This window comes from Methylobacterium nonmethylotrophicum (assembly GCF_004745635.1).
In the GTDB taxonomy this organism is placed as follows: domain Bacteria; phylum Pseudomonadota; class Alphaproteobacteria; order Rhizobiales; family Beijerinckiaceae; genus Methylobacterium; species Methylobacterium nonmethylotrophicum.
The window spans coordinates 1-7,608 of record NZ_SRLB01000072.1 but is presented as its reverse complement, the minus strand read 5'-3'; the positions used below and the strand labels follow the sequence as shown (position 1 = coordinate 7,608).

Here is a 7,608-nt window from a genome sequence, read left to right as displayed (position 1 = left end):
TCTCCAGTCTCACCGATCGTGCGCCGGAAAACGCCCTCGATTGCGCCTCCGCCACAGTTCGATTGCGCGCCGCTACAGATAGACGCTGGCTCGGCCTATTCCCAGCTGTCGGGCAATCGCCGAAGGACCTATCCCCTCCCCTGCCAAGCGCCGGATCTCGTCGGCCTCGATGCGGGTCTTGCCGCCCTTGTAGACGCCGGCGGCCTTGGCCTTGGCGATCCCCTCCATTTGGCGCTCTCGCCGCAGGTTGGTCTCGAACTCGGCGAACACCCCGAGCATGTCGAGGAAGGCTTTGCCGGCGGCAGTGCCGGTGTCGATCGGCTGCTCGGTGGCGACGAGGGAGGCGCCCTTGGCCTTGAGTTCGCGGACGATGTCCTGGAGGTCACCGAGGGATCGGGCGAGGCGATCGATGCGGGTGACCACGAGGGTATCGCCGGTACCGATGAAGTCGAGGACGGTGCGCAGCTCGGCGCGTCCGGTGACGGTGGATCCGGTGATCTTTTCGGACCGGATGACGCCGCATCCAGCGGCGGAGAGGGCGGCGAGCTGGAGGGAGAGGTCCTAATCTGTGGTGCTGACGCGTGCGTAGCCGATTTTGCCCATCGTTCGTCTCACCAGGATCTAGAGCTTCACTCCTAGCTGTCTCAAGCCTCGATTTTCAATCCTGTTGAGACGCTCAAGGTTGTCTCATATGCCTGTCTCATCAGGGTGTACCCCAAGCGCTAGGGACGGGGCGTTCGGCGGAACGGATCGAGGGCGGAGCTCACCCCATCCTGATCAAATGTACATTTAGGCGCGCGCCTTTCAGCGCGAGAGAACAAAAGCCTTTTGCGGCGCACGACTCCATGCCCATTTGCACAAACGCCCATGACGGCGCTCACACAGAAAGGCGCCAAGGCGACCGCAAACAAGCCGTTCCGCCTTTTCGTGCGCGCGCCTTCATGCTTTGTTGTGACTCCGCCCTTACGCCTATCCGAGCGCCCGGGCGTGCGCCTGTCCGCCCATGCGCTCAAGCCGGCACGCGCCCAGGTCGGCGCCCGCCCATCCGTGAAGGAGCCCTCATGCCCGTCGTCAGCCTGTGCTCGACTAAGGGAGGCGTCGGCAAGACGACGCTTGCGATCTGCCTCGCCTCGGCTGCCGCGAAGCGCGGCGCCCCCGCGGTCATCCTTGATGCCGACCCGAACGGCCACGTCCGCGCCTGGCGCGAGGCAGCCGACCGCGAGGGGAGGGGAGGGGGCGTCGACGTGATTTCCGGCGTCACCGAATTGTCCATGCAGGACCGGATCGCCGAGGCGGTCGAGCGCTACGCCCTCGTCGTCATTGATCTGGAGGGCGCCGCGTCCAAGGCTGTAACCTACGCGATCGCCGAGAGCGACATCGTCGTGATCCCGTCCGGCATCTCGGGCATGGACCTTCAGGAGGTGTTTCGGACTCACGCCGAGGTCAGGCGGGCCGAGAAGTTCGTAAAGCGCCCGATCCCGGCACGCGTCATCTTCACCGGCATGGCGACGATCGCGAGCCGGGTCGCCAAGCACGCCCGGCAGGAGGTGGTCGACGCCGGCATTCCGGTGCTGGCGACCGAGACGATCCGGCGTCCGAACGCCTACCAGGCGATGCATTTCAACGGGCTCACCCCGCTTGAGCCCGACGGCGATCCGAAGGCCGCGGCCGAGATCACCCGCGCGCTCGACGAGATCCTCGCCGTCATCACCCCCGCTGACGCGGCTGCCGCCTGATGTCCACGCCCGCCAAACCCATCCCGCTCGGCCGCGCTCCGCGCCCGCGCACCAACCCCGAGGACCTCGCACAACTCGTCGCCGGCGGGGCGGAGGCCGGGTTCGCGCGCCCGCTCGCGCCGCCCGAGCCTGCGGCGGAGCCGATGCCTGTCCAAGCGCCGGCCGCTCCCGCGCCGTCGCCCGCGATGTACGACGGCCCGGTGAGCCCGCTGCGGCTCGAAGTGCCCGACCTCATCTGGCTCGCGCTCAAGATGGAATCGGCCAAGCGCAAGGTCTCGGTGAAGTACCTCGTGATCGAGGCGCTCGCCGCGAAGGGCTATGCCGAGGGTCTTGATCTCTCGCTCGTCCCGGAGGACGGCCGGCGCAACACGAAGCGCTGATCACCTCGACCCGATCCCGAATCCCTCACCAAGCGCCGGATCCTCCTCAGGGTCCGGCGCTCGCGATTCCAGGGCTGTCGGCCGTCTCAGGCTAGAATCGCGGACGCTCCGCCGCTCGCTCAGCCCCACCGGATCCCGAATCCCCCCTCTGAAAACCCGTCGCGCGGCTTCCGCGCAACGCCGCTCTCGATTCTAAAGAGAGAAAGAATCTCCTCGTATCCAGAGGGGCGAACTTCGATTCACCCACCCCCCTCGTCTTGCTGCGCCGGGCAAGCCACGCCGCCCATTCGCGGGAGAGCACGCGGATGACGTTCGTGAGGTGCTTGCCGCCTTTCTGTTTGCGCTCTTCGACCGACATGAGGCCCTGCAGGCGGGCCTCCTTGATCGCCTGCTGCACCAGCCGCGTGCAGACACCGGCGCGCTGGGCGATCTCGGCCACCGAGCGGTCGCATCGGCCCTTGGCCGCGATCTCGTTCGCGACGATCCCGAGCACGGCGATCTCACCCACCGTGAACCGCTCGGCGAGCCCCGGCGGGATCGGGCCGGAATAGGCAACGCGCCGGCGGCGGAGCTTCGCGCCGGGGCGGTCGCTGATGCGGGGGCGGAGGCGAGGCGGGAAGATCGAGGCGCGAGCCATGACGGCGCCGATCGGCACGGCGGGGGAGGGCGGGGGCGCGGGAGCGGGTGACGCTCGGCCGGCAGTGCGGCGCGCCTCGATTGCGTCGTCGAGCTCGCCCGCGTCCCGGTCGCTGATGCGCCCGGCGCCGTTCAGGGCGTAGAGCTGTTCCCGCAAAGCCGGTAGCGCCCCCGGCAGCGCCCGGGCGATCGCGTCTTTCATCTCGGCATAGATCATCGTTCGGCCCTTTCGGGCCGCGGCAGATCGATCGGAGGCGCCGGCAAGCGCTCCGTTCACCAGACAAGCCACCACCGTTGCCTGAACCGAGGTTCAAGCTTGACTCCCGAGGGAGTGTCTGGCGATATCGGGGGGCTTTAGGTTCCCTGATATGCCCGCTTCGGCGGCGCCACGGCCCCCTCCCGGCAAGGAGTGGGGCCGTTTGGCGTTCTAGGGTCTCACTGCTGCGGCGGTGGTCTCCTCAGCGACTCGCGGGATGCGGGGCGCCCAAGCTGGCATTCGGCATGAACCGCAACGGTTCGTCAAACCTTTGCGGGGTTGGCGGCCTCACAGGCAGCAGGATAGATGCCTTACGGCTGCTCACCCGCCCTGTGGTGCGCCTGGCCGAGGCGGAGCAGCGGTTGCGGGACATTCCAGTGGAGAAGCGCCAGCTCGCCGATGGGGCGTGTCGCAAACTCTCAACGATCGAAATAATCTTCTCCGCACCGGGTGTTACGATGCCTGCCCACGGCCTGCTTAGCCGCTTCAAAGGGGTCGGTGAGGCGGTTTAGCGGCCCTGAGATCGCCCCATCGGATCGAGCGCGGACTCTCCCGGGAGCACAATTTTCTCCGGCCAAAATTTTTGCGACACGCCCGCTGCACGGCGCTCCTCCTCCCAACGCGCTTCCTGATGAGCTGCTGCCTCCCGGGCCTTCTGCATCGCTTCCGCGAACGCCTCCGCCATGCCGCGCGCGACGGCTTCCGACAGGGCGTCCTCGAACCTCCCGCCGGCGGGAGGTTGTCCAGCGCGGCGCTCTGCCTCCTCGAACGACAACCCGGCGGCCACGGCCATGCGGGCAGCCGCGGCCCGGCCAGCCTCCTTCTCGCCCTCTGTCGCCCCGCCGGTGGCGAGGGCCATGCACTTCCGGAACCGGGCGCTGTCGAAGGTAGGCCGAGCGGTCATGCAGCGCTTCCGGTGTCGGTCCAGCCCGGGATGGTCGACCACGCGCTATCGATCAGAGCGGCGCGGGTCTCGGCCTGGTCTGGCGCAGCCGCCAGGACCACGGCGTGGGCACTGCGCAGGGCCTCCGCACCGCCGACAGCAGCAAGCTCCTCGCCCCGCCTGCGGATCGCGGCGGTGTAGGCAGCGCCGGCTGGGGAGCCCGCCGGAATGCCCTCCAGAGCGGTCAGGAGGGCCAGGAGCGCGGCCGTGATGGTCGAGGCGTCCTGCGGCTTGCGGGTGAGAGCGGTCGGGCTCATGCCGCGCCCCCGGTGACGCCGAGGAGCCGGGTAAGGCCGAGGGCGCCACCCTGGCGATCCTGCTCATTAGCGGAACCGAGGAGGCCGAGGAAGTAGGTCACGAGCTGGCGGTTCTGCTCCATGGCGATCGTGATCTGGTCACGAGTAATGCCACGGCGCTCGGCCTCGATCGAGCCGGCACGTAGGGTGACGCTGCTGAATGTCTCGCCGAACGCCTGCGCAGCGCTGGGGAATGGGATCACGCTGGACATCGCTGGTCTCCTCAGGCTGCTCTCTTAGCGTGTCGGGCGACGGCGTCGGCAAGCTCGCGCTCGCAGGCCGCCTTGAAGTCCGCAGCCCGTTCGTAATCGCCGTCAGGACCGACCCATGGTCCCTCCGGGCCACGCACGGCGTAGGTCCAGCCGCTCGAGGATGACGCCGGTCCGTCCGCGGTGATCGGCACGGGGCGATCGGCGGCGACGGGGACGCGAAAGGCGACGATGGGCTTCGGGTCGAGGCAGACGAGCCCATCGGCAGCCTTGGCCACGGACGGGATGCAGATCTCGAAGACCATGAAGCCGGGCGGGGCCGGGACGATTGCCCCACACAAAGCGTCCAGGTCCGAAACAGGGAGGAGGAGGCGTTCCTTCCGCCCATCCGCGAACATGACGGAGAAGCCGCCGCCGGAACGCGGCTCCTCGGCCGAGACGACGTGGTCGAGGTTGATGATCTTGCCGTCGTTGGTGGTGATGAACATGCTGTGTCCTCAGGCGGTGGGTAGGGGCTTGTTCAGGGCGGCGTAGGACGCCCAGACGTGGCGCTTGTCCGGGGTCTGCATCGCGTTGATGGCTCGGGCGGCTGCGGGCAGTGCGGCCGGATCGCGCTCGGCCTGGCGCAGCAGGCGCACCGCCTCATCCCCGCGCTGGCCGGTGGTCAGGTGGATCACCGCCTCGAGGCAGCGGCAGCGGGCGATGCGCTCGGGGGCGTCGATCCCGGGGCTGAACGGCCCCCAGCGGTCGGCCGCATCGATCATTCGGCGGCGTCCCGGTAAGCCGGAGCCGGCGCGGTACTGGCGAGGATGGCGGCAATTGCGGGCGGCCAGCGGATCGGCTCGTCATCGGACGGCAGGCGCCACCGAACGATCTCCGCCTTGACCGGTGCCGGCCGCGATGCCGCCGGCAGATCAACGACGCACCGGAAGCGGGCAGCCAGTTCGGGGTCGATGTCAGCTGCGCGAAGCGGCGCGGCGGGCGCCGGCTGCGCGGCCGGCTCGGCGCTGATGATCTCGAACTTAGCCAGGGGGCCGAGGCGAGCTTCTAACCAAGCTCGCGGGTCGGGGACAACGGCGGGGTCATAGGCCCCTGTCCGCCACTTCTGGCGCGCTCCGGGCTGCTGGTAGCGGAACCGCTCCACAGCGTCACAGAACCCTATATAAGTACCTTCTTTATAGGGTTCTGTGACGCTGTGAGCCTGAGAGGCCGGGCGGCGATAGAGCCAATTCCGAGCGGCGCCCGGGGTGGGCCAGATCTCGGGCCAGACGGTCGACATGTCGGCGGCGCTGTCGAGCACGATGCCTTCGATCAGCATCTCAACTTCCTCGTCGGGCGGGTTCCAGGGCTGCGCCTCGTCGATCGTCAGAGGCAGGACGACGTTGGCGATGAGGTCTATGGTCAGGGGGGTGTCGGCGGTGCGGTTCACGCCGCGGGCACGACCGAGGGCCTGCATCAGCTCGCCTTCGCAGATCTGCCAGCGGCAGGCCTCAGCGGCCGGATCCGGGTGAGCCGCACACTCGACGCCGCGCGGGGAGCCGTCGCGGGTACGGATGCCGCGGCCCGCGTAGGGGTAGCGCCCTTCGTTCACCGCGGGCTGACGGCCGGTCAGCGCGCCGGCCAGCGCCTCGACGGCGGCAGGCTGCGGGAGCGCGCGGCCGATCACCATCAGGCCCCGCACGTCGCGATACTGGTCCAGGCCGGCCACGTTGTTGAAGTGCTCGACGCCGATCGCGGCAGGCAGCCCGCTCTCACGCAGCCAGCCGGCCACGCCCTTCTGTGCGATCACGAGGAGCGGAGCCCGCCCATTGTCGATGAACCGCCGCAGGATGGTCCGGCGGACGGCCAGCAGGTTGCGGCGCGGGGCGCCCTCGTCGTCCAGCTTGAGCTTCGTTGCCGATACGGGCGCGTCGAGCACCTGGCGCACCCGGACGTGGGGCATCGCCGCCTCGATCGGGGACGCGGTCTCAACCTGCGGGTAGAAGGCGCCCAAGATCTCAGCCGGCGGCAGCGTCGCGTCCAGCAGCAGCGTGGGCTTGCGCCACTGCTTGGCGACGGCCCGGACGCTGCGGGCCTTGGCGACGAGAACGCGCCCATCAGGATCGTCGCGGGTATCGAGGTAGAGCCGACCGCTGACGGTCACGGTCTCGTCGTTGAGCACGTCGCGAGCCGCCTTCCAGAGGGCGACGAACGATCGGACGTGCTTCGCCTTGGCGGCGGCGCGAGCGGCAACCCGACGTTCCGCCCTCGGCATGCCTGGATAGATCGGCGTCGGTTCTTTCAGCCGCCACTCCAAGCTGATCGCGGTCGAGCAGGTCTCGGGGGTTAGGTTCGCTTCGACGAGGTTGGCGCGCAGCACGCCCCCGGGGCCTTCTTGGAGCCGCAGCGCACGGGCGAGGCGCCCGCGGTAGCTCTCGATATCGTTGAGGAGTGTGTCCCGCTTCACCGCACCGAAGGGCAAGAAGGCAGCCACCTCGTCGAGGGTAAGGCCTGTGTGCGGAATGCGAACTCCAGTCTGCCAGAAGCTCTCATCCACGACGACCATCTCAACCTTGCCGAGAGCGGATTGCCCCTGGAAGAGCATTTGATGGGCGACGATCCAAACTTCGGGATCTTCCCGCAACTGCGCCTGATAGGAGAAAGCTGAAAAGAAAGGACAGAGGTAGGTTACGCCGTTCTTGGTGTTCTTGTTTTTGCAGCAGGCCTTCTGAACAGTCTCGCCTAAGCTCAAGGCGATCTCGACCGCCTCCAGGTCGTCGCACATCTTTTGATCCGGGCGGGACGGGTCGTCGGCCTGCCGGCCGCGAAACACCTTGGCGGTGATGCCGTACCCGTCGAACTGCGCCGCGATCTCGTCGCCGAGGCGATGGCGTGGGACGACGTACAGGATGGGCTTCGCCGGCTTGCGGTCGGCCCGGCGGCTGATGATGTAGTCGGCGATGGTCCGGGCAGTGATCCGGGTCTTGCCCACGCCCGTGGAGACGGCGACGGCATGCACTGGCGGCTCGGCCTTCTCATCACCGGCGAGGCGCCAGGCGTTCGCCGCTTCGATGAAGGCCTGGATGCGGGTCTCGACGGGCCTGTCGCAAAGGCGAACGGATCCCCGCTTACGGCTCGTTAACCATACCTGCCCAGCCTGCCGCCTTCGCCCT

General features: G+C 68.4%; 9 protein-coding genes and 1 pseudogene. 2 read left to right on the top strand and 8 right to left on the bottom strand.

Annotated elements, in window-relative coordinates; genetic code table 11:
• Positions 1–72: 72 nt before the first annotated feature.
• Positions 73–603 (bottom strand): annotated as a pseudogene (locus EU555_RS35540) (recombinase family protein).
• Positions 604–1,061: 458 nt separating this feature from the next.
• On the opposite strand from EU555_RS35540, the gene EU555_RS35535 reads away from it, so the two are divergent.
• Complete coding sequence (locus EU555_RS35535) at positions 1,062–1,736, top strand: ParA family protein (RefSeq protein WP_091890573.1); 675 nt, start codon at positions 1,062–1,064, stop codon at positions 1,734–1,736.
• Positions 1,736–2,116 (top strand): hypothetical protein, encoded by a 381-nt coding sequence (locus EU555_RS35530; protein WP_091890570.1) that lies wholly within the window; start codon positions 1,736–1,738, stop codon positions 2,114–2,116. The genes EU555_RS35535 and EU555_RS35530 overlap by 1 nt, the downstream gene beginning before the upstream one ends.
• 91 nt (positions 2,117–2,207) lie before the next feature.
• Here the strand turns inward: EU555_RS35530 and EU555_RS35525 are convergent, their stop codons facing one another.
• The 7 genes from EU555_RS35525 to EU555_RS36585 form a co-directional block, all read right to left on the bottom strand.
• Positions 2,208–2,969, bottom strand: coding sequence for a hypothetical protein (locus tag EU555_RS35525; protein ID WP_135420054.1), 762 nt, complete (start codon positions 2,967–2,969; stop codon positions 2,208–2,210).
• A gap of 547 nt (positions 2,970–3,516) precedes the next feature.
• Positions 3,517–3,867 (bottom strand): hypothetical protein, encoded by a 351-nt coding sequence (locus tag EU555_RS35520; RefSeq protein WP_135420052.1) that lies wholly within the window; start codon positions 3,865–3,867, stop codon positions 3,517–3,519.
• A gap of 41 nt (positions 3,868–3,908) precedes the next feature.
• Positions 3,909–4,208: a hypothetical protein gene (locus tag EU555_RS35515; protein WP_135420050.1), complete on the bottom strand. Its 300-nt coding sequence runs from the start codon at positions 4,206–4,208 to the stop codon at positions 3,909–3,911.
• The gene (locus EU555_RS35510) at positions 4,205–4,459 is read right to left on the bottom strand and encodes a hypothetical protein (RefSeq protein WP_135420048.1); all 255 of its coding nucleotides are present in this window, start codon (positions 4,457–4,459) and stop codon (positions 4,205–4,207) included. Before EU555_RS35510 ends, EU555_RS35515 begins: the two co-directional genes overlap by 4 nt.
• An 11-nt stretch (positions 4,460–4,470) precedes the next feature.
• Positions 4,471–4,944, bottom strand: a complete 474-nt coding sequence (locus EU555_RS35505; RefSeq protein WP_135420046.1) for a hypothetical protein — start codon at positions 4,942–4,944, stop codon at positions 4,471–4,473.
• Positions 4,945–4,953: 9 nt separating this feature from the next.
• Positions 4,954–5,220: a hypothetical protein gene (locus tag EU555_RS35500; RefSeq protein WP_135420044.1), complete on the bottom strand. Its 267-nt coding sequence runs from the start codon at positions 5,218–5,220 to the stop codon at positions 4,954–4,956.
• A partial coding sequence (locus EU555_RS36585; protein WP_167858773.1) for a hypothetical protein occupies positions 5,217–7,608 on the bottom strand: 2,392 nt, incomplete at its 5' end. The genes EU555_RS36585 and EU555_RS35500, both read right to left, overlap by 4 nt.

Coding starts and splice junctions, on each gene's coding strand:
- EU555_RS35525 (WP_135420054.1), bottom strand. CDS start 2,969: ATGATCTATGCCGAGATGAAAGACGCGATCGCCCGGGCGCTGCCGGGG.
- EU555_RS35500 (WP_135420044.1), bottom strand. CDS start 5,220: ATGATCGATGCGGCCGACCGCTGGGGGCCGTTCAGCCCCGGGATCGAC.
- EU555_RS35510 (WP_135420048.1), bottom strand. CDS start 4,459: ATGTCCAGCGTGATCCCATTCCCCAGCGCTGCGCAGGCGTTCGGCGAG.
- EU555_RS35530 (WP_091890570.1), top strand. CDS start 1,736: ATGTCCACGCCCGCCAAACCCATCCCGCTCGGCCGCGCTCCGCGCCCG.
- EU555_RS35505 (WP_135420046.1), bottom strand. CDS start 4,944: ATGTTCATCACCACCAACGACGGCAAGATCATCAACCTCGACCACGTC.
- EU555_RS35520 (WP_135420052.1), bottom strand. CDS start 3,867: ATGGCCCTCGCCACCGGCGGGGCGACAGAGGGCGAGAAGGAGGCTGGC.
- EU555_RS35535 (WP_091890573.1), top strand. CDS start 1,062: ATGCCCGTCGTCAGCCTGTGCTCGACTAAGGGAGGCGTCGGCAAGACG.
- EU555_RS35515 (WP_135420050.1), bottom strand. CDS start 4,208: ATGAGCCCGACCGCTCTCACCCGCAAGCCGCAGGACGCCTCGACCATC.